Here is a 17,679-nt window from a genome sequence, read left to right on the forward strand (position 1 = left end):
GCACCCCTCCTACGCCGTGGTGGCCAGCAACCGCTGGAGCACGTCGTTGATCGTGATGAGCCCGACCGCGCGGCCGTCATCGGTGACCAGCGCGAGGTGAGCGCGCTGTTCGCGCATGGCGGTGAGTGTCTCGTACACCGGCTGACCCGACTCGACACTGAGGACCGGACGCATGAGATCGGCCGCCGTGGCGCCCGGCGACGCGCTCAGACTGTCGCGGACGTGCACGACGCCGCGGACGGGCGCCGCCGATGCGTCGTCGCGGACGAGCAGTCGCAGGTGCCCCGAGGTCCGGCCCGCCGTCTGGATCTCATCGGTGTCCGCGGTCGGACCGACGGCGGCCAGATGGTCGTTGGGCGTCACGACGTCTCCGACGGTCAACGACTCCAGTTCCAGCGCACTCGTCAGATGGGCGTGGTACCGCTCGTCGAGCGTGCCCACGGTTGCCGAGTGCTCGACCAGGTGTCGGAGGGCATCGCTGTCCTGCCCCGTCGCGACCTGATCGACGGCTTCGACGCCGACGCGCTTGAGGCACCAGTTGGCCAGGTTGTTGAGCTGGACGATGAACGGGCGGGTGACCCACATGAAGGCGCGCATCGGGATCGCCAGCATGATCGCCGACTTCTCGGGGTGGGCGATCGCCCACGACTTCGGCGCCATCTCGCCGACGACGAGGTGGAGGAACGTCACGATGATGAGGGCGAGGACGAAGCCGATCACATCGGCCGACCAGTACGGCAGCCCCCATCCCGCGAACAGCGGCGTGAGCCAGTAGTGCACGGCCGGTTTCGTGATCGAACCCAGTGCGAGCGTGCACACCGTGATACCGAGCTGCGATCCGGCGAGCAGTACCGACAGTTCCGATGCGCTGCGGAGTGCCGCGCGGGCGCTGCCGCTGGTCGCGGCCGCATCCTCGAGCCGGTGCCGCTTGGCGGCGATCAGTGCGAACTCGATCGCGACGAAGAAGGCGCTCGACGCGATCAGGGCCACTGTGATGGCCGTGATGACCCATGGGTTATCCATTGTCTCGCCCCTCTCCGCTCTCGGCCGGATTCTTCGCGTGCGTATGCGTCTCGTCTTGGGCAACGCTGATCGACAGCAGCGCGGGAACCCGCTTGTCCACTTCGAGCACCGTGGCCCGCACGGTGCGGGGTGGCGCCTCGTCGTCGTCGAGCAGGGTCGACGGGTCGGGTTCGATCGCGATCGTGACCGTGTCGCCGACCTCGGGCAGTCCGACGAACTCGGCGATCACCAGACCGGCCATCGTCTCGTAGTCGCCTTCGGGTAGGTCCCAGCCGACGGTCCGGGAGACCTCGTCGACATGTGCGTCGCCACGCACACGCCAGCCCTCGGGGATCTCCTCGATGGCCACGGTCGACTCGGGATCGTGTTCGTCGTCGATCTCGCCGACCAGTTCCTCGGCGATGTCCTCGGCGGTCACGACGCCGGCGAAGCCGCCGTACTCGTCGATGACCACCGCCATCTCGTCATGGGCGTCCGCGAGGTTCTCCAACACCTCGGGCAGCGGGAGCGTGGAGGGCACGACCACCGCCCGACGGCATAGATCGACCGCGGTGGCGTTCTGATCAGCTTGCGGCGGTTGCTGTTTCAGCGCATGAGTCCACTCGAGCAGATCCTGCAGGTGGATCACGCCCCGCACCTCGTCGTCACCGCCGGCGAGTACGGGATAACGCGTGTGCCCGGTACTCATCAGGGTCAGCACGTCGCCGGCCGGCAGATCCGCATCGACATGATCGGTGTTCGGCCGCGGGATCATTGCGTGTTCAGCTGTGCGCGTAGGGAATTCGAGTACGCGGTCGAGCAGGACGGACAGATCGTCGGGCAGATCGCCGGCGTCCCGGGACTCGGCCACGATGTGCTCGAGATCGCGCACCGACGCCGAATGCTCGACGTCGTGGACGGGTTCGATGCGCAGCGCCCGGAGCAACAGGTTCGACGACTTGTCGAACAGGGCGATGAGCCAGCCGAACACGGCCAGGTAGATCGTGGTCGACCGAGCGAGCCACCGTGCGACCGGCTCGGGCCGGGCGATGGCGAGGTTCTTGGGGAACAGCTCACCGAAGACCATCTGCACGACGGTCGAGAAGATGATCGCGATGATCGTGCCGATCGCGACGCCCACCCCGACCGGGATGCCGACGCCGCCGAGCAACTCCCCGACGCCGGAACCGATCAGCGGTTCGGCGACGTAACCGACGAGAAGGCCGGTGACGGTGATGCCCAGCTGCGCGCCGGAGAGCATGAAGGATGTGCGGCGGGTGACCGCGAGCGCGCGTTTCGCGGCAGCGTCGCCGGCTTCGGCACGGGCTTTGAGGCGGGACCGGTCGACCGCCATGTAGCCGAATTCCTGGGCCACGAAGTAACCGGTGAGGGCGGTGATCAGAAAGACCACCAGGATTCCGAGTCCGATTCCGAGGAGGGTCAGCATGTGACCGCCCCGGTGCCGGGCGGAACACCCGGATGATTCAGTTCAGAACAGGGGGCCGACTGGTGTCGTCGGCGTTTTCGGCGCTTTCCGCGTCTCATCGTCTCTCTCGCTGGTGCTCGGCTGTTCCATACCGGGTGCCGAGCGCTGAGGCATGTGGGTAAATGTCCGGTATGTGGTCCCAACGTACCCAACGCGCCGCGAGTTCCGCGACACGCCCGGCGATGTTTTCCCGCGGCCCCCGGGTCGACACCCACGTCCGATGACGTTCTCGTCGCTGCGCGAGCAGGTCGCCGAGGCCGCTCGACGGGTGGCCGCCGAAGGCCTCCTGATCGGCACCGCGGGCAACGTGTCGGCCCGCGCGGGCGACCACGTCGCCATCACCGGGACCGGGATCGTCCTCGCGGAATGTTCGGCAGCCGACGTCACGGTCGTGTCCCTCTCCGGCGACGCCGTCGACGGGATGATCGCCCCGTCCTCCGAGCTCGACCTGCACCTTCGCGTATACGAGCGAACGAGTGCCCAGGCGATCGTGCACACGCACGCACCCTTCGGCACCGCGGTTGCCTGCGTGAGCGGACTGACCTCGCTGCCGGTACTGCATTATAAACAGCTCGGTCTCGGTGGCGCGATACCGATCGCCCCCTATGCGACGTTCGGCAGCCCGGAACTGGCGGAGATCGTCGCCGGCGCCCTGGCCGACACACAGGTCGCGCTGATGGCGAATCACGGTTCGGTGGCACGCGGTTCCAGCCTGGCCGACGCCGTGGCGAACGCCCTGCTGCTGGAATGGCTCGCCACGTTGTACCACCGGGCCAGCAGCATCGGCCGACCCCGAGAGCTGACCGCCGACGAACAACAGTCCACTGTCGCCCAGGCGATCCGACTGGACTACGGGACCCCCAAGGAGAACCGCACGTGACACCTTCGTCCGCGACGACCGCCCCCCTCACGATCGCGACCGTGGGCGTCCACGTGCTGGACATACATGTCGTCGGTGTCGATTCCATCCCGGCGGGCTCCGACGGCGCGTTGGTCGAGTCCATCGGCTTCTCGGCGGCCGGTACCGCGGGCGGCACCGCGCTCGTGCTCAGCCGGTTGGGCGCCTCGGTCCGGACCCACGGTGCGATCGGCGGCGACCCGATCGGGCGATCGCTGACCGCGCTGCTCGACGCCGAGGGCGTCGACACACGCGGTCTCGTGCCCAAGGACGGGGTCCAGACGTCGTCCTCGGTCATACCCGTGCGGCCCAACGGGGACCGGCCCGCGTGGCACTGCATCGGAGCCAATGCCCGGTTCGTCCTGGACGACCTCGCCTCCGGCGCGCTCGACGGGCTCGATCATCTGCACCTCGGCGGACCCGAATTCCTCGGCGGCCCGGTGGCCGCCGAACTCCTGGGCCGCGCCCGCGACCGCGGGATCACGACGTCGGCGGACCTGCTCTCCGGTGGCGACCCCGGGCTCCTCGAGTGGATCGGCGAGGCGCTCCCCCACCTCGACTACCTGCTGCCCAACGACGAGCAGACCCGCGGCCTGACCGGCTCCGACGACCTCGAGAACGGCGCACGAGCGCTCCTCGGGCGCGGTGTCGGATGTGTGGCACTCACCCGCGGCGCCGAGGGTGCGCTGGTCGTGACCGCCGACGACGCGATCGGGGTACCCGCGTTCCCGGTGGACGTCGTCGACACCACCGGGTGCGGTGACGCGTTCTCCGCCGGATTCCTCACCGGTCGGCTCCGCGGGCTCGATCTCGCCGACTCCGCCGAACTCGGTTGCGCTGTCGCCGCGCATGTCGCGCAGGGCATCGGAACCGCCGCGAACTCCTACGACCTGGCCGCGATCGAGACCTTCCGGCAATCCCGCGCCGCCACCTGAGCGACCAGCCGGCCGTCGACGTCGGTTTGGTGGCCCCGACCTCGGGTAGGCGGTCAGCATGAGCGACAAGAACGAGATCACCGGTTCGACCGTCGTCATCGCCGGGGCGTCCAGCGGGTTCGGGCGCGGTCCCGCGGTCCGGCTCGGTGAACTCGGCGCCAACGTGGTGGTCGCGGCCCGTCGAACCGCCGTGCTCGACGAAATCGTCGCGGAGATCACCGGCCAGGGCGGGTCCGCGATGGCGGTACCCACCGACGTCAGCGATCCGCGCGCGGTCGCCCATCTGGCATCCGCTGCACTCGAACGCTTCCGCTCCGTCGACGTATGGGTGAACAACGTCGGGGTCGGCGCGGTCGGGTACTTCTGGGACATCCCGATCGAGGATCACGCCCGCCTCGTCGACGTGAACCTGAAGGGGCTGATCTACGGTGCGCATGCGGCACTTCGCATCTTCCGGTCGCAAGGTCACGGCACGCTGGTGAATGTGGGCTCGGTCGACAGCGCGGTTCCCATCGCGCTCCAGAACACTTATGCGGCAACAAAAGCGGCGGACCGGAGCCTCGGACACTCGCTCAGCGAGGAGCTGCGAATGGCCGGCGCCGACGAGATCAAGGTCGGCACCATCATGCCGTGGGCCGTGGACACACCGTGGTGGGTTCACGCCGCCAACTACACCGGGCACGAACCTCGCATGTCCGCGATGGACGACCCGCAGATCGTGGTCGACGCGATCGTCGCCGCCTGCACCGACCCGAAACTGGACCAACCGGTCGGCTACAAGGCCAAGGCCGCCAACGCCTCTCACCAGATCATGCCGGGACTCACCGAGCGGTTCTCGGCGGCGGTCGCGAAGTCCGAGACCGAGAAGGGCACGCCCGTCGAGCCGCATTCGGGCGCGATCCACGACCCCAACCCGGACAGCACCGGAGTGTCCGGTGGAATCCGTGAACGAATGGTCGCCGAGGACTCCCGCTGACACCAGAGGTTCATCGCGACCGATCCCCACATGTTGTACACCATTCTGTGAATACAGAAGATCATGTACCGTACGCTCATGGAGACTGTTGCTGCGAGTCAGCGCGATGCGCTGACCAGATTCGGATACGCGCTTTCGGACTCGACGCGCACGCAGGTGCTGTTGCGGCTACGGACTGGTGGTGCGTATCCCGCGGAGTTGGCCGAGGCTATCGGCGTGTCGCGCCAGGCGTTGTCGAACCATCTTGCTTGTCTCCGGGGATGTGGTCTCGTTGTCACGGTTCCCGAAGGTCGCCGCAAACGATACGAGCTGACCGATGGCCGGATCGCTCACGCCTTGGATGACTTGCTCGGTTTGGTCCTTGCGGTCGACCCGGCCTGTTGTCCGGCCTCGGACGAGCAGGGATGCTGCTGATGGCCTCCGAGCTGGATCTACCGTCGATGGGTCGACCGGCCCTCGACGGTGCGCGCCGGGAGTTGTTGCAGCGTCGTATCCGGTGGTTCGTCGCGGCCACCATCGCCTACAACGTCATCGAGGCCGTGATCGCGATCAGCGAGGGTGCGCGAGTCTCCTCAGGGGCTTTGATCGGTTTCGGCCTGGACTCGGTCATCGAGGTGTCCTCGGCCGCTGCGGTCGCGTGGCAGTTCGCCGGTTCCGATCCGGAACGGCGCGAGAAGGTCGCGCTCCGGATCATCGCGGTCTCCTTCTTCGCCCTGGCGGCCTACGTTGGTATCGACTCGCTACAGTCCTTGTTCGGTCTGGGTGACGAGGCGCGACACTCCTCGATCGGCATCGCACTGGCGGCGGTCAGTTTGCTGATCATGCCGCTGTTGTCGTGGGCCGAACGTCGAGCCGGCCGCGAGCTCGGCTCGTTGAGCGCGGTGGCCGACTCCAAACAGACGCTGCTGTGCACGTACCTGTCTGCGGTGCTGCTTGTCGGGTTGGTACTCAACAGCCTGCTCGGATGGTCGTGGGCCGATCCGATCGCGGCGCTCGTCATCGCGGCGATCGCAGTCCGCGAGGGCATCAACGCGTGGAAGGGCGACGCATGCTGCGCGCCAAGTATCGGCCGGTGTGACGGGCAGCCCGCGGGCTGCACTTGCTGCATCACGGATAAGACCGGTCACGCCACGCGTCAGTGACCGGTTTGTGCCAGGTGATCGAGTATCGCCACAGTGGTAGCCGACGCCACTTCATACCGGGAAGTACCGCGGCGGCGATCTGCCTGACCTCGCCGAAGGTGTGCGGAAACTGCATTCGTACAGGGGCATTGTGCTGCCAGAAGCCGCGAGTGCGAGACAAGACCTGGTGCTGCGCCGTTCCTACCAGGTCGCAGGCGAAATCATACGCGGATGAGCTACGGGCGCAGCCGATCACAACCACGGTGCCGCCGGCAGCGGCGAGTTCGGCCAGCCGCTCGAGTCCGACGGCAAGCTCCGGGAAATGATGAACGGTGGCGACGGCGACCACGAGGTCGTAGTGAGCTTCGGGCAGCTTGTAAGTCAGAACATCCCCGGTAATCCAGGTGATATCGGCCGGGGCGCTCGACCGAGCACGGGCGATGCTCTCGGCGTCCGAGTCGATACCGGTGACCTCAGGGAACTTCTCAGCGAGACGAATCGCCAGGAGTCCATCACCAGTGCCCACGTCAAGAGCAGCGCGTGTGTTCGTCGGCGCCGCGTCGAGGGCTTTGTTGTAGTAGTGGATGTTGTGGTTCCACACGGCTCCTTCTTTGCGCACCTCGCCATCGTGGCATGCACAACACAGCCCCGGTATCAGCTCGACGGCCACAAGGCGACGGTGAGGTGATGACGACGACTCCGGTGCGATTCGGTCTGCTGTTTCCCACGGCGAACGCTGATGCACGGGACTTCTCAAGCCTGCTGAGCCGAGCGGCGCCCGGCGCAACGCTCGGAGTCGTGGAGTTGTCGTGGCCAACAGGCACCCATTCTGAGCTCGGCTCAATGTCAGACGACGAGCTGGCAGTCACCGTGGCGCAGTTGGGCGACCCGTCAGTCATCGCTGAGGCGCTGAGCGGATCGGCGGGACAGTATGAGGCTGTTGCGCTGGCGGTCACCTCGGCGAGCTTCTTGCGGAGTGCAAACGAGCATCGCCGCCAACTTGAAGCGATCGAAACGACTGCCCAGAGTGCAGAGACTTCGACGTTGCGAGGATTTCAGGACGCCATCACCCACCTTGGCGTGATCAGCGTCAGTGTGGCATCGGTGTATCCGCCGCACTTCACTGACAGTTTCATCGACCACGTCAGCCGACCCAGGGTGGATGTCGTCCATCGTGTCGATGCCAACGCCCGCACCGATCGGGACCCCGCTCAGTGGGGGGACGCCAAGATCATCGACCTGGTCGCCAAGGCCGCCCACCCCCGAGCCCAGGCCGTCTTACTCCCGGAAACTGCCCTGCACACCGACCATCTGACCTCCTCCCTCGAAGATGTCGCTGGGGTGCCTGTCCTGACAGCCACCCAAGTCACTGTCTGGTCTCTCTACCGGTCCGTCGACACCATGCCCAGTGCGACTGGCGCGGGGCTCCTATTCATCGGTTAGAGCGCCGATCTGGCCATGCCCGGGAGTGTTGATCCCGCCTCGAGGTACACGCCGCCAGCAGGGCTTCGATCCGCCGTCTCTGTGGTCTCGCTTCACGCTGGCCGTACTCAACGCTCAGGCGGCGGCTACTGATGAACCCATCGATCCTGTTGTGCGTCCGGCGATTTCGCAGTGGCCTGATGATGCACCCGCGGAGCGGTCTCGACGTTGGTCAACTCGTAGCCAAAACCCGCGGAATCCCCTTGACTCGAACGCATATTCGAGTACAGTGGAGTCATGTCATCGGGGGCGGGGGCCGGATCCACCACATCGGTGGACCCATCACAGCATTCCGTCGAACCGCGCCTTCGTCCCGACAATGAACTCTCCGCCGCCGAACTCGTCGAGGTCTTGAGTCATTGCGCCGGCCTGGCGGCCGCGTCTGCGTATCGAATGATGACCGTTGCCAGTCTCATTCACGACGAACGCGAAATGGACTACACCCAGCGGCGCGCTGAGGTGCACACCGGCGAACTCGACTCCATCGAAGCCTTCGGCGCCCTGTCGGCGCGCGTGGCCGCCGGGGAGAACCCGTATGAGCAGTTCGGTCCGACCGGCCTCGAACAGGCCATCGCCGAAGTCGGCGCCACCCTCACGGTCACCCCGGCCGAAGCGAAAGAACTCATCTTCGCCGGTGACGCACTGCGCTACCGGCTCGCGTTCACCGGACACGCACTCGCCTGCGGTCGAATAGACAAGCGCCGCTTCCTGATCGCCCTCAAGCGCACCGAACTGATCACCGACGACGAAGAAATGCAGACCGTCGACGCCCACCTCGCCGAAGCGATCTTCGCCCGAGCACCGATGTCCACCACCCGCTTCACCGCCATGGTCGACGCGATCGTCGCGACATGGGCACCCGATGCGATCCGCCGCCGCAACGAGCGCGTACACACCGGCCGCAAGGTGACCGTCACCCCCGACCGCTTCACGCCCGGACAGTCCCGGATCTCCGGCACGCTCCCCGACGCCGACGCCGCCGAGTTCGATGCCCGCCTCTCGTCGATGGCAGGCGACGTCCACGCCGGCGACCCACGAACCTTGCCCGAGCGCCGCGCCGACGCCCTCAAAGCACTAGCCCGCAGCCAAACGTCGATCGCCTGCCAGTGCCACGACTGCACCAATGCCGCAACCGAATCCGACAACGCAGCGGTTCAGAACATCGACGACACACGTCGTGTCGACGAGGCACCAGTCGCCGACCCGCCCGGGTCGACCGCCTCCCCGTCGCCATCACAGGCTCCGCGCGCGACCTTTCACATCGTGGTGAACCTGTCGACGCTGATCGGCCTCGACGACGACCCCGCGTTCCTCGACCGGCTCGGCATCGTCGACGCCGACACGGCCCGAACACTCCTCACCGAAGCCCGACGCACCTACATCCAGCCGGCACCGGCCGACGCCGGCCCGCCAGTGGCAACCACCGACCCGGCGTCCCGATACACCCCATCAAAAAGACTGCAGGCGTTGGTGCGTGCCGGTGAACTGTGCTGCACCTTCCCCGGCTGCAACGCCCCGGTCTGGCAGATCGACCTCGATCACACCGACCCGTTCGACCACACCGACCCACGACGCGGCGGACCGACTGATGCGCGCAATCTGAAACCGCTGTGCCGGTTCCACCACCGCATCAAGACCTTCACCAGCTGGCAGGACCACCAGGACGAATTTCTGACGGCCTGGTTCACCACACCCACCGGGCACATGTTCGTCGGCAACGCCTTCAGCGGGCGGGACCTGTTCAACCGACTCGCCCCGAGACGGCCACCCGACCACCCCGCACGAGCCCAACTGAAACAGTTGCGCGACAACGACTTCCGACGCCAGCAGCGTGCCGAGAAACGCTGGAACGACGCCAACCCACCGCCCTTCTGAACACCGCCGTCACCGACGCGGTGGGCGAAGTCATGCGTCGCGCGACGCCCCGTAATAGCGGCGAAGGAATTCGTCGCGGTACTCGGTGTACGTGCCGTTCTCGATGGCCTCGCGGGCCCGGTCGACGAGCGTGACGATGAAGGACACGTTGTGCAGTGTGGCGAGGGTCGGGCCGAGTCCTTCCTTCGCCTTGAACAGATGGTGCAGATATGCGCGGCTGTACTGCGACGTGTAGTTCTCGACCTCGGGGTCGAGCGGACGGAAGTCGCTGCGGTACTTGGCGTTGGTGACGTTGTACCGGCCGTCGAGTGAGTAGATGGCACCGTTGCGGGCGACCCGCGTCGGCGACACACAATCGAAGGTGTCCACCCCGTTCTCGATGGCGGTGAAGATGTCGTCCGGTTCACTGATCCCGAGCAGGTGTTTCGGCGAGTCCTCCGGCAGCTCGTCGTTCACCCATCCGACTATCGTGCCGAGGTTGTCCTTCTCGAGCGCCCCGCCGATGCCGTAGCCGCCGAACCCCTTTCCGCCGGCCCCGCGATCCGCCTCGCTGAGGGCGACGAGGTCGCGAGCTGCCTTGCGCCGCAGATCCTCGTACTGGGCACCCTGGATGACACCCCACAGGGCCTGCTGCGGCCGATGAGCGCGCTCGACGCTCAACCGATTGTGTTCGTCGAGGCACCGGATCGCCCACAGCCGGGTCCGCTCCAGCGAATTCACCTGATAGTCGCGGGTGTTCATCAGCGTGGTGAGTTCGTCGAAAGCGAAGATGATGTCGGCGCCCAGCTGGTGTTGGATCTGCATCGACACCTCCGGGGTGAAGCGATGCGTCGAGCCGTCCAGGTGCGACTTGAAGGTCACCCCGTCGTCGTCGACCCGCGACAGCCGTTCCTTGCCGTTGGCGGTCAGGTCGTCGTCGGGGGTGCCGGTGGCCTCCATCGAGATGACCTTCTTGAATCCCGCACCGAGCGACATCACCTGGAATCCGCCGCTGTCGGTGTAGGTGGGTCCTCGCCAGTTCATGAACGCGCCGAGCCCGCCCGCGGCGTCGATGATCTCCGGACCCGGCTGCAGGTACAGGTGGTAGGCGTTGGCGAGCACCGCCTGGGCGCCGAGGGCCGAGATCGATTCCGGCAGTACCGTCTTGACCGTCGCCTTGGTACCGACGGGCACGAACGCCGGGGTGTGGATCGGCCCGTGCGGCGTGGTGATCGTCCCCGTGCGCCCGCGGGTGCCGGGCAGGGTGGTGCCGATGGCGTACGTGGGGTCGGCGAGTTCGGTTCCGGTACTGCTCACGTCCTGCATCTTCGCAGGTCCAGCCCGCCCGCCCAAACCGGCGCGGGTGGCGACGACCTGTTCGGAGCGCGCCACCCCATTCGCTACCGTGGGGAACCATGTCGCGTAGAACTCGTCCCACCGGTGCCACCACGAGCCGCCCTCGCCGAACGATCAAGGTCGCCGCGACGGCCGTCGGACTCGCCGCGGCGATGTCGACGCTCCTGGCGTGCGGCGCGGAACAGGACGTGACCACCGCCTCGTCGACCACCCAGGCCGGCGCTGCGGAGTCCGTACCGCAGTCCGCCGAACAACCCGCCACGTCGCCCCCGGTGGTCCCTGGTCGCAAGCCCGTGTCGCCGACGCCGACCTCCAGCGCAGTCGCATCCGACGACTCCGACACCTCCTGCGGCACGATCCCCGGCCCCGACGGCTCGTTGCGGGTCATGGTGCTCGCCGGCGACGTGGCCTGCGACTCGGCGCGCACCATCGCCACCCAGTACGGACCGAAGATCACCACGGGCCAGCAGCAGTCGATCGCCGGCTGGACCTGCGCGCCGTCGCAACTCGAGGGCGTCCTCGCCGCCTGTCAGAAGGGCACCACGGTCATCGGCTTCGCACCGTGAACCCGACGACAGCCCGAACCCCCCACACTTGACCCTCACGCGACGTCAGGCAGCAGGGTAGGTGCCGTGAGCGAGGAAAAGCGCACCGAGAGCGACAACGTCCGCGATCTGACCGTGGGTGTCGTCGCCGGGCTGGTGGGGGTCAGCGTCCGCACCCTGCATCACTACGACCAGATCGGTCTGGTGGTGCCGTCCGGCCGGACGCCGGCCGGGTACCGCGTGTACGACGACACCGACGTCGAACGACTCCACCAGGTACTCACCTACCGTGAGCTGGGCTTTTCCCTCGAGCAGATAGCGACCCTGCTCGACGACCCCGATGCGGACCCGCTGAGTCATCTCCAGACCCAGCGCGAGATCCTCACCGGCCGGATCGATCGCCTGCTCCGGATGGTCGCAGCACTGGAGGAGATGATGAACGCCAAGAAGAAGGGCATCACCCTGTCGGCGGCCGACCAGGCCGAGATCTTCGGAGACGACTGGCCCGGCGAGGAGTACGCCGCCGAAGCCGAGGAACGCTGGGGAAACACCGAGGCATGGACACAGAGCCGGCAGCGGACCGCCCAGTATTCCAAGGCGGACTGGCAACGGATCAAGGACGAGACCGACGATCTCGAGCGCCGTCTGGCCGAGGCGATGCGTCGCGACGTGACACCCGGTTCGGCGGAGGCCAACGCGCTCGCCGAGGAGCACCGGGCTCAGATCGGTCGCTTCTACGACTGCGACCACGCCATGCAGGTCTGCCTCGCCGACATGTACGTCGCGGACCCGCGGTTCACCGAGCACTATGACGAACACGCGCCCGGGCTCGCCGTCTACCTGCGAGAGGTGATCCGAGCCAACGCGGCGCAACAGTGACCGATGCCGGGCACGGTCGTCGAACACCGGAGGATGAGTTCGACGACCGTGCGTCGGCGGTTCACTCACGAAGCGCTCCGAAAGTGGTCCGGTTCGACTAACTTCGGTGCACATGACCACCGACCCGGGCGTTCACAACCAATCCGGTGGCGCCCGCGCCACCACCAACATCGGCGATGCGATGACCCTGCGCACCGTCTTCACCCGCGATGGAGAGGCCACCGACCTCCCCAAGTTCGCGCTGGGTGACTCGATGTTGTTGCCCGAGACGGCATATCAGATCGTCCACGACGAGGCGATGCTCGACGGCAATGCTCGCCTCAACCTCGCGACCTTCGTCTCCACGTGGATGGACGACGAGGCGCAGAAGCTGTACGCGGAGACCGTCGACAAGAACATGATCGACAAGGACGAGTATCCGCAGACGGCGGCCATCGAGGACCGGTGCTGGCGCATCCTCGCCGACCTGTGGCACAACCCGGACGTCGACAACGCGATCGGCACCTCCACGATCGGTTCGTCGGAGGCGTGCATGCTCGGTGGACTCGCCCTCAAGCGGCACTGGCAGACCCGACGCCGCGCCGAGGGCAAGTCGACCGAGAACCCCAACATCGTTCTCTCGACCGCGGTCCAGGTGTGCTGGGAGAAGTTCTGCAACTACTTCGAGGTCGAGCCGAAATGGGTGCCCATCAGCCCCGACCACCTCGTGCTCGACGGCCACGAACTCGAGAAGTACGTGGACGAGAACACCATCGGCGTCGTCGCCATCATGGGTCAGACCTACACGGGCATGTACGAGCCGGTGACCGCGATCGCGGCGAAGCTGGACGAGATCCAGGCCGACACCGGCCTCGACGTCAAGATCCACATCGACGGGGCGTCGGGTGCCATGATCGCCCCCTTCTGCCAGCCGGATCTCGAGTGGGATTTCCGCGTCGATCGGGTGGTCTCGATCAACACCTCCGGCCACAAGTACGGGCTGGTCTATCCCGGTGTCGGATGGATCGTGTGGCGCGACACCGACGCGTTGCCGGAGAGCATGGTGTTCCACTGCTCCTACCTCGGCGGCGACATGCCTACGCTCGCGCTCAACTTCTCGCGCCCCGGCGCCCAGGTCCTGTTGCAGTACTACATGTTCCTGCGACTCGGCCGCGACGGCTTCACCCAGGTCCAACAGGGCTCTCTCGATGTGGCGCAATGGCTTTCCGGCCAGATTTCCCAGATCGACGGTCTCGAGCTGGTCAGCAAGGGCGACACCATTCCGGTCTTCGCCTGGAAACTGAAGGCCGGGCACAGCGAGAACTGGAACCTCTACGACCTGTCCGACCGGCTACGCATGAAAGGCTGGCTGGTCCCCGCCTACCCGATGGCCGACGACCTCGCCGACCTGACCGTCCAGCGAATCGTCGTGCGCGCCGGGCTGAGTCACGACCTCGCCCGGGCCCTCATCGCCGACATCCGGGCCGAGGTCGACTTCCTCAATCGTCTCGAGAGCCCGATGCCTCGCGAGGGGGACGGGTCACACTTCCACCACTGACCCTGCCGGTTGAGCTTCCCCCTGCCGGTTGAGCTTCCCCTGCCGGTTGAGCTTGTCGAAACCTCACTCCAGCAGCGCCTGCGCCACCCGTTCGAGTGCGGCGACCCGGCTGCCCTTGACCAGGACCGCGGTCCCCTCGTCGAGGGCGCCGAGTTCGGCCGTCACGCCGTCGACGTCGGACACGTGCCGGGCGGTGTCGCCGTAGCCGGTCTCGGCGACGGCGATGACCTCGATCCCGAGGTCTCGGGCCTCGAGCGCGATCGCCTGATGTTGGGCCGCCGAATCGGCGCCGAGTTCGGCCATGGTGCCGAGTACCGCCACGCGTCGGGTCGCGGCCAGGGCGGCCAGCGACCGCAGCGCGGCCGACATCGACGTCGGATTCGCGTTGTAGGCGTCGTTCAGCACGACGACGCCCTTCGATGATGTCGCGAGTTCCATTCGCAGGCCGGACAATTGCGCTCCGAGCAGGCCGGTCGCGATGTCGTCGACGGGGACCCCGAGACCCCCACCCGCAGCCGCGGCGGCCAGCGCGTTGGGGACCTGATGCTCGCCGCGGGCACCCAACCGCACGTCGGTCGAACCCCACGGGGTGTGCAGTCGGAAAGACGCGCGCAACTCGTCGTCCATCACGATGTCGGATGCGTACACATCGGCATCCGGCGAGAGTCCATATCGCAGGACGCGCGCCGAGGTGCGATCCGCCATCGCGGCGACATACCGGTGGTCGGCGTTGAGCACCGCGATCCCGTCGGCCGGGAGCGATTCCACCAGTTCACCTTTCGCGCGCGCGACGGACTCGATGTCGCCGAACAGCTCCAGGTGCACACCTTCGACGCGCGTGATGACGCCGACCGTCGGACTGCCGATGGAGCACAGCAGGTCGATGTGTCCGATCCCGCGCGCACCCATCTCGAGGACCACCGCCTCCACGTCGTCGGCGGCCGCCGCGAGGGTGATCGGGAGTCCGAGCTCGTTGTTGAACGACCTCTCGCTGGCCGCGGTCCGGTAGGTGGTGCTCAGCACCCCGGCGAGCAGGTCCTTGGTCGAGGTCTTGCCGACAGACCCGGTGATGCCCACCACGCGGTCGGGGATCCGGGCACGGACGGCGCGCCCGAGGTCGGCTAGCGCGAGCGCGGTGTCGGGGACACGGATCGCGGTCCCGCCGACCGGATCGGTTCGCGACGTGAGGTAGGCGGTGGCACCGCCGTCGAGGGCCGCCGGGATGAAGTCGTGGCCGTCGCGCTCGGCGACGATCGGTACGAACAGCTGTCCCGGCCGGACGCTCCGCGAGTCGATGCTCGCCCCGTCGATCTGCACGTCGGGGCCGAGAAGCTCCCCGCCCACGGCCTCCGCGACCTCACTCGCTCTGAAATGCACGGTCTCACGCTAGCCGACGGGCCTGCCCTGCCGGCTGAGCCGCCGACGAGCACGGGGCCGTATCGTGACAGGCATGTCTTCTCGGCTGTTGCGTCTGGTGGTCCTCTTTGGTGGAGTCTCCGCCGAGCACGATGTGTCGCGGGTCACAGCCGCGCATGTTCTGGCCGCGGCCGATCGGAACAAGTACGACCTGGTCCCCATCGGCATCGCCAAGGACGGGACCTGGCTACGCAACGACAAGGCGATCGCGGCCATCGCCGACGGGACGCCACTCCCCGACACGCTCGAGGTCGCCGGGACCGTCGTCGACCCGCTCACCGAACTGCGCGGTCACGCGGACGAGGCCATCACGGTCGTCCTTCCGCTTCTGCACGGACCGCACGGCGAGGACGGCACCATCCAGGGGATGCTCGAGCTGTTCAAGCTGCCGTACGTGGGCGCGGGAGTGCTGTCGTCGGCGGTCTGCATGGACAAGGCGATGGCGAAGATCGTCGCCGAGCAGGCGGGCATCCCGCAGTGCCGCTGGGTCGAGTTCCGCGACGGCGTCGACGACCCGGAGACGATCACCGGCCGGGCGATCGACGCCCTGGGGCTTCCGGTCTTCGTCAAACCCGCGAACCTCGGCTCGTCGGTCGGCATCACCAAGGCCCACGACGAGGCCGAACTCGACGCGGCGGTGGATCTCGCGCTCCGCTACGACAACGTGGTCATCATCGAAGAGGCCGTGACCGGGCGCGAGATCGAGGTCGCCGTTCTCGGCGACACCGCGCCCGAGACCTCCGTGCCGGGGGAGATCAAGCCGGGGAGCGAGTTCTACGACTACGAGGACAAGTACGTCACCGGTGCCGCCCAGCTGGTCATCCCCGCCCCGGTGTCCGACGCGGCGGCCGCCGAGGTTCGCGAACTCGCGGCGAAGACGTTCACCGCGATGCGATGCTCCGGCATGGCCCGCGTCGACTTCTTCTACGAGGAGTCCGGCCGCGGCTGGCTGCTCAACGAGGTCAACACCATCCCGGGATTCACCCCGGGGTCGATGTATCCCAAACTGTGGGAAGCGACCGGCGTTCCCTACCCCGAACTGATCGATTCGCTGGTCACCTTCGCACTCGAGGTGCACCGACGCCGCGTGGGGTTCTCCACCGAGCACTGACCCCGCGATCCGTGACGGCCGGGTGCGCGGCGCCCGCATGTTTTCCACAGATCCGGAGGGTGGCGGGTTGTAGCATCACACCCGTGACCCACTCCCAGTCTGCGCGGGCCCTGCGGGTGCTGGTCTATTCCGACGACGCGCAGACCCGCGCCCAGGTCATCGGTGCGATCGGCAGCCACCCGGATCCCGGCATCCCACCCGTCAGCTACATCGAGGTCGCCACGGCCCCAATGGTGTTCGCACAGCTCGACGCCGGTGTCGTCGATGCCGTGATCGCCGACGGCGAGGCCACCCCGGCCGGCGGCATGGGCTTGGCCAAGCAGATGAAGGACGAACTCGACCCCGCTCCGCCGGTGCTCGTCCTCCTCGGGCGCGCCGACGACCGATGGCTCGCGGACTGGTCCCGCGCCGATGCCGTGGCCGTCCTGCCCGTCGACCCGATCGCCCTCCCACGCGCGTTCGTCGACATGATCGGAAACGCCGAACTCTAGAAAACAGTGACTCGCGCCACACACTCACCTAGGCTTGTGTTGCAGCTCACATTCGTACTGGCGGACCAGATCGGCCGGCAGCGCGGATAGGACGAACACCCGGGCCGGCCGCACCGAACAGGTGCACTCCGGTCGCCACAAGCGAGGAGGGGTCCGCGCTTTGAACGCCTACGTCCCGATCATGGTCCTCGGGGCAATCGGCGTGGCGTTTGCCGTTTTCAGCGTCTTCATCGGCATCGCGATCGGCCCGAAACGGTACAACCGCGCCAAACTCGAGCCCTACGAGTGCGGCATCGAGCCGGTCGAACAGAGCCTGCTCTACCCGACGCGTCGCACCGCGGGCGGCACGGTGGCAACCGGCTCCATCCAGCGCGTGCCGGTCAAGTACTACCTCACCGCGATGCTCTTCATCATCTTCGACATCGAGATCGTGTTCCTCTACCCATGGGCTGTCGCATTCGACTCACTCGGGTGGTTCGGTCTCATGGCCATGCTCCTGTTCATCGTCAACGTGTCCGTCGCCTACGCCTACGAATGGCGTCGCGGCGGACTGAGTTGGGACTGAGAGCTTTTCACCGATCCGACCCCGA

At 67.0% G+C, this 17,679-nt stretch carries 18 protein-coding genes; 13 read left to right on the forward strand and 5 right to left on the reverse strand.

What is annotated here, in order from left to right; translation table 11 throughout:
- Positions 1-9: 9 nt before the first annotated feature.
- Together MHN80_RS12595 and MHN80_RS12600 are read right to left on the reverse strand one after the other, a co-directional pair.
- Positions 10-1,023 (reverse strand): hemolysin family protein, encoded by a 1,014-nt coding sequence (locus MHN80_RS12595; RefSeq protein WP_004021573.1) that lies wholly within the window; start codon positions 1,021-1,023, stop codon positions 10-12.
- Positions 1,016-2,449, reverse strand: a complete 1,434-nt coding sequence (locus tag MHN80_RS12600) for a hemolysin family protein (RefSeq protein ID WP_239401999.1) — start codon at positions 2,447-2,449, stop codon at positions 1,016-1,018. The genes MHN80_RS12595 and MHN80_RS12600 overlap by 8 nt, the downstream gene beginning before the upstream one ends.
- Before the next feature lie 259 nt (positions 2,450-2,708).
- Here MHN80_RS12600 and MHN80_RS12605 point away from each other — a divergent pair, with 259 nt between their 5' ends.
- The 5 genes from MHN80_RS12605 to MHN80_RS12625 all read left to right on the forward strand — a co-directional run bounded on the left by MHN80_RS12605 (position 2,709) and on the right by MHN80_RS12625 (position 6,439).
- A complete protein-coding gene (locus MHN80_RS12605; protein WP_239402000.1) occupies positions 2,709-3,368 on the forward strand; it encodes a class II aldolase/adducin family protein in 660 nt (219 codons plus the stop codon).
- A complete protein-coding gene (locus MHN80_RS12610) occupies positions 3,365-4,321 on the forward strand; it encodes a carbohydrate kinase family protein (protein WP_239402001.1) in 957 nt (318 codons plus the stop codon). Before MHN80_RS12605 ends, MHN80_RS12610 begins: the two co-directional genes overlap by 4 nt.
- A 58-nt stretch (positions 4,322-4,379) precedes the next feature.
- The gene (locus MHN80_RS12615) at positions 4,380-5,297 is read left to right on the forward strand and encodes an SDR family oxidoreductase (RefSeq protein ID WP_239402003.1); all 918 of its coding nucleotides are present in this window, start codon (positions 4,380-4,382) and stop codon (positions 5,295-5,297) included.
- Positions 5,298-5,375: 78 nt separating this feature from the next.
- Complete coding sequence (locus MHN80_RS12620) at positions 5,376-5,711, forward strand: helix-turn-helix transcriptional regulator (RefSeq protein ID WP_239402004.1); 336 nt, start codon at positions 5,376-5,378, stop codon at positions 5,709-5,711.
- On the forward strand, positions 5,711-6,439 hold the full coding sequence (locus MHN80_RS12625; RefSeq protein ID WP_239402006.1) for a cation transporter: 729 nt from the start codon (positions 5,711-5,713) through the stop codon (positions 6,437-6,439). The genes MHN80_RS12620 and MHN80_RS12625 overlap by 1 nt, the downstream gene beginning before the upstream one ends.
- Here MHN80_RS12625 and MHN80_RS12630 read toward each other — a convergent pair.
- Positions 6,405-7,088, reverse strand: a complete 684-nt coding sequence (locus tag MHN80_RS12630) for a bifunctional 2-polyprenyl-6-hydroxyphenol methylase/3-demethylubiquinol 3-O-methyltransferase UbiG (protein ID WP_239402008.1) — start codon at positions 7,086-7,088, stop codon at positions 6,405-6,407. The two genes, MHN80_RS12625 and MHN80_RS12630, sit on opposite strands and share 35 nt — an antisense overlap.
- Before the next feature lie 17 nt (positions 7,089-7,105).
- Between MHN80_RS12630 and MHN80_RS12635 the strand changes: the two genes are divergently transcribed.
- A complete protein-coding gene (locus MHN80_RS12635) occupies positions 7,106-7,861 on the forward strand; it encodes a hypothetical protein (RefSeq protein WP_239402010.1) in 756 nt (251 codons plus the stop codon).
- A 276-nt stretch (positions 7,862-8,137) separates the two neighbouring features.
- Complete coding sequence (locus tag MHN80_RS12640; RefSeq protein WP_239402012.1) at positions 8,138-9,775, forward strand: HNH endonuclease signature motif containing protein; 1,638 nt, start codon at positions 8,138-8,140, stop codon at positions 9,773-9,775.
- A gap of 30 nt (positions 9,776-9,805) precedes the next feature.
- Here the strand turns inward: MHN80_RS12640 and tgt are convergent, their stop codons facing one another.
- Positions 9,806-11,080 (reverse strand): tRNA guanosine(34) transglycosylase Tgt, encoded by a 1,275-nt coding sequence (gene tgt, locus MHN80_RS12645; RefSeq protein ID WP_239402014.1) that lies wholly within the window; start codon positions 11,078-11,080, stop codon positions 9,806-9,808.
- Between the two features lie 89 nt (positions 11,081-11,169).
- Between tgt and MHN80_RS12650 the strand changes: the two genes are divergently transcribed.
- From MHN80_RS12650 to MHN80_RS12660, 3 genes are all read left to right on the forward strand, one after another.
- Positions 11,170-11,676 (forward strand): hypothetical protein, encoded by a 507-nt coding sequence (locus MHN80_RS12650; RefSeq protein ID WP_239402016.1) that lies wholly within the window; start codon positions 11,170-11,172, stop codon positions 11,674-11,676.
- A 66-nt stretch (positions 11,677-11,742) separates the two neighbouring features.
- Positions 11,743-12,534 (forward strand): MerR family transcriptional regulator, encoded by a 792-nt coding sequence (locus tag MHN80_RS12655; RefSeq protein WP_239402018.1) that lies wholly within the window; start codon positions 11,743-11,745, stop codon positions 12,532-12,534.
- Between the two features lie 112 nt (positions 12,535-12,646).
- On the forward strand, positions 12,647-14,071 hold the full coding sequence (locus MHN80_RS12660; protein WP_239402020.1) for a glutamate decarboxylase: 1,425 nt from the start codon (positions 12,647-12,649) through the stop codon (positions 14,069-14,071).
- A gap of 63 nt (positions 14,072-14,134) precedes the next feature.
- Here the strand turns inward: MHN80_RS12660 and murF are convergent, their stop codons facing one another.
- Positions 14,135-15,448, reverse strand: a complete 1,314-nt coding sequence (gene murF, locus MHN80_RS12665; protein WP_239402022.1) for a UDP-N-acetylmuramoyl-tripeptide--D-alanyl-D-alanine ligase — start codon at positions 15,446-15,448, stop codon at positions 14,135-14,137.
- Between the two features lie 73 nt (positions 15,449-15,521).
- Here murF and MHN80_RS12670 point away from each other — a divergent pair, with 73 nt between their 5' ends.
- From MHN80_RS12670 to MHN80_RS12680, 3 genes are all read left to right on the forward strand, one after another.
- The gene (locus tag MHN80_RS12670; protein WP_239402024.1) at positions 15,522-16,598 is read left to right on the forward strand and encodes a D-alanine--D-alanine ligase family protein; all 1,077 of its coding nucleotides are present in this window, start codon (positions 15,522-15,524) and stop codon (positions 16,596-16,598) included.
- Between the two features lie 83 nt (positions 16,599-16,681).
- Positions 16,682-17,089 (forward strand): hypothetical protein, encoded by a 408-nt coding sequence (locus MHN80_RS12675; RefSeq protein WP_004021560.1) that lies wholly within the window; start codon positions 16,682-16,684, stop codon positions 17,087-17,089.
- A gap of 160 nt (positions 17,090-17,249) precedes the next feature.
- The gene (locus MHN80_RS12680) at positions 17,250-17,654 is read left to right on the forward strand and encodes an NADH-quinone oxidoreductase subunit A (protein ID WP_004021559.1); all 405 of its coding nucleotides are present in this window, start codon (positions 17,250-17,252) and stop codon (positions 17,652-17,654) included.
- Positions 17,655-17,679 lie beyond the last annotated feature (25 nt).

This window comes from Gordonia sp. McavH-238-E, from assembly GCF_022348225.1.
GTDB lineage: Bacteria > Actinomycetota > Actinomycetes > Mycobacteriales > Mycobacteriaceae > Gordonia > Gordonia terrae.

Coding starts and splice junctions, on each gene's coding strand:
- MHN80_RS12595 (WP_004021573.1), bottom strand. CDS start 1,023: ATGGATAACCCATGGGTCATCACGGCCATCACAGTGGCCCTGATCGCG.
- MHN80_RS12600 (WP_239401999.1), bottom strand. CDS start 2,449: ATGCTGACCCTCCTCGGAATCGGACTCGGAATCCTGGTGGTCTTTCTG.
- MHN80_RS12605 (WP_239402000.1), top strand. CDS start 2,709: ATGACGTTCTCGTCGCTGCGCGAGCAGGTCGCCGAGGCCGCTCGACGG.
- MHN80_RS12615 (WP_239402003.1), top strand. CDS start 4,380: ATGAGCGACAAGAACGAGATCACCGGTTCGACCGTCGTCATCGCCGGG.
- MHN80_RS12620 (WP_239402004.1), top strand. CDS start 5,376: ATGGAGACTGTTGCTGCGAGTCAGCGCGATGCGCTGACCAGATTCGGA.
- MHN80_RS12625 (WP_239402006.1), top strand. CDS start 5,711: ATGGCCTCCGAGCTGGATCTACCGTCGATGGGTCGACCGGCCCTCGAC.
- MHN80_RS12635 (WP_239402010.1), top strand. CDS start 7,106: ATGACGACGACTCCGGTGCGATTCGGTCTGCTGTTTCCCACGGCGAAC.
- MHN80_RS12640 (WP_239402012.1), top strand. CDS start 8,138: ATGTCATCGGGGGCGGGGGCCGGATCCACCACATCGGTGGACCCATCA.
- tgt (WP_239402014.1), bottom strand. CDS start 11,080: ATGCAGGACGTGAGCAGTACCGGAACCGAACTCGCCGACCCCACGTAC.
- MHN80_RS12650 (WP_239402016.1), top strand. CDS start 11,170: ATGTCGCGTAGAACTCGTCCCACCGGTGCCACCACGAGCCGCCCTCGC.
- MHN80_RS12660 (WP_239402020.1), top strand. CDS start 12,647: ATGACCACCGACCCGGGCGTTCACAACCAATCCGGTGGCGCCCGCGCC.
- MHN80_RS12670 (WP_239402024.1), top strand. CDS start 15,522: ATGTCTTCTCGGCTGTTGCGTCTGGTGGTCCTCTTTGGTGGAGTCTCC.